The organism is Flavobacterium bomense (assembly GCF_003970355.1).
Genome location: NZ_RYDJ01000038.1, coordinates 966 through 2,397, shown reverse-complemented (window position 1 = coordinate 2,397; position 1,432 = coordinate 966). Strand labels below are relative to the sequence as shown.

The 1,432-nt window shown below is 36.7% G+C and carries 1 protein-coding gene; it reads right to left on the bottom strand.

Annotated elements, in window-relative coordinates; genetic code table 11:
* Positions 1-215: 215 nt before the first annotated feature.
* Positions 216-1,427 carry an MFS transporter gene (locus EKL98_RS15270; RefSeq protein ID WP_126563074.1) on the bottom strand — a complete coding sequence of 404 codons (1,212 nt, stop codon included), beginning with the start codon at positions 1,425-1,427 and terminating at the stop codon, positions 216-218.
* Positions 1,428-1,432 lie beyond the last annotated feature (5 nt).

Below are 1,432 nucleotides of genomic sequence, written 5' to 3'. Positions count from 1 at the left end.
GCATCGAAATCATTAAGGGTTAAAACATAAATTTTCACTTTGACCGCAGATTCACAGATTTCTTTTTTGAATCTTTATTTTATGATTTCAGAAAGATTGATTTCGAATAAATCAGCTAAAATCAGTCCGTTTTATTTTGAAATATTTTTTAAAATCAGCGACCCGAGCGATAGCGAATTGATGAAATAATCTGTGGTAAAATAACTCAAGTATTTTTATTCCATTGCTTTCACTCTTTTGACTAAGAAGGCGATCAAAATTCCGAACATTCCAATAAAAGCAAATGAAAATTGCAAACCAAATAGTTCCGAAATATGACCAATAACGGGAGGTCCCATCAAAAACCCAAGGAAACTCACGCTAGAAACAGCGGTCAAAGCTTCGCCTGTTGGAATCGTTGGATGTTTTCCCGCAATGCTGTAAAGTGTAGGAATAACGGTAGAAACGCCCAAACCTACAATCATAAAAGCGATAGTACACGGAATGATATAAGGGAAAATTACAGCCATATACAAGCCCGAAGAAATCATAACACCACTAATTTGCATCACTGTTTTCCGCCCAAATTTATTGATTAAATAGTCTCCAAAAAATCGTCCGCTAGCCATCATTATCATAAAAGAAGTATAACCAATAATGATTAATGGACCAGGTGCTTTGACGACATCTTTGAAATAAACACCACTCCAATCGAACATAATTCCTTCGCTCGCCATACTACAAAAACCAATAACACCCAACAAAACCAAAGACATATCTGGTTTTCTGAATGTTTTTTTCTTTTCGACACGAACTTTTTCTTTGGCTTTTATTAAATACTTGACGTTGATGCCCACCAAAGCTAATACTACAAATGCCACAATAACAAAGTGCATATAAGTCGTGATTTTTAGTGCCAACATTCCCAGTCCAACTATAGCTCCTGTGAATCCTGCCAAACTCCACATTCCGTGAAACGAAGACATAATTGCTCTCCTGAAAAGTCCTTCGGTATAAATTCCTTGAGTATTTATAGAAATGTTGGTCAAATTGCCAAAGATTCCAAAGAAAACCAATCCTAGAGCCAATTGCCATGCATTTTGTGCCAGTCCGATATTGGTTAAACTAAAAGCATATAGTAAAGCTGAAAGTGTGAGAATGCGATCGCTTCCAAAACGAGTAACTAGTTTTCCCGAAAAAAACATCATTGTCAACTGTCCGACTGGCAATGCAAAAAGAATGGTTCCTAGTTCGCCATCACTCAACTGCAAATCGGCTTTGATGTTTGGAATTCGGCTTGCCCAAGTGGCAAAAGATAAACCCATACCAAAATAAAACATCGAAACTGCCCAACGAATTCGGTTTAAATACGATTGTTTGGCGTCTCGATACGTTTTCTTGTATTTGCCTTTCGCTTTGTAAATACCGATAAAATTAAAATACTGCAACTCGT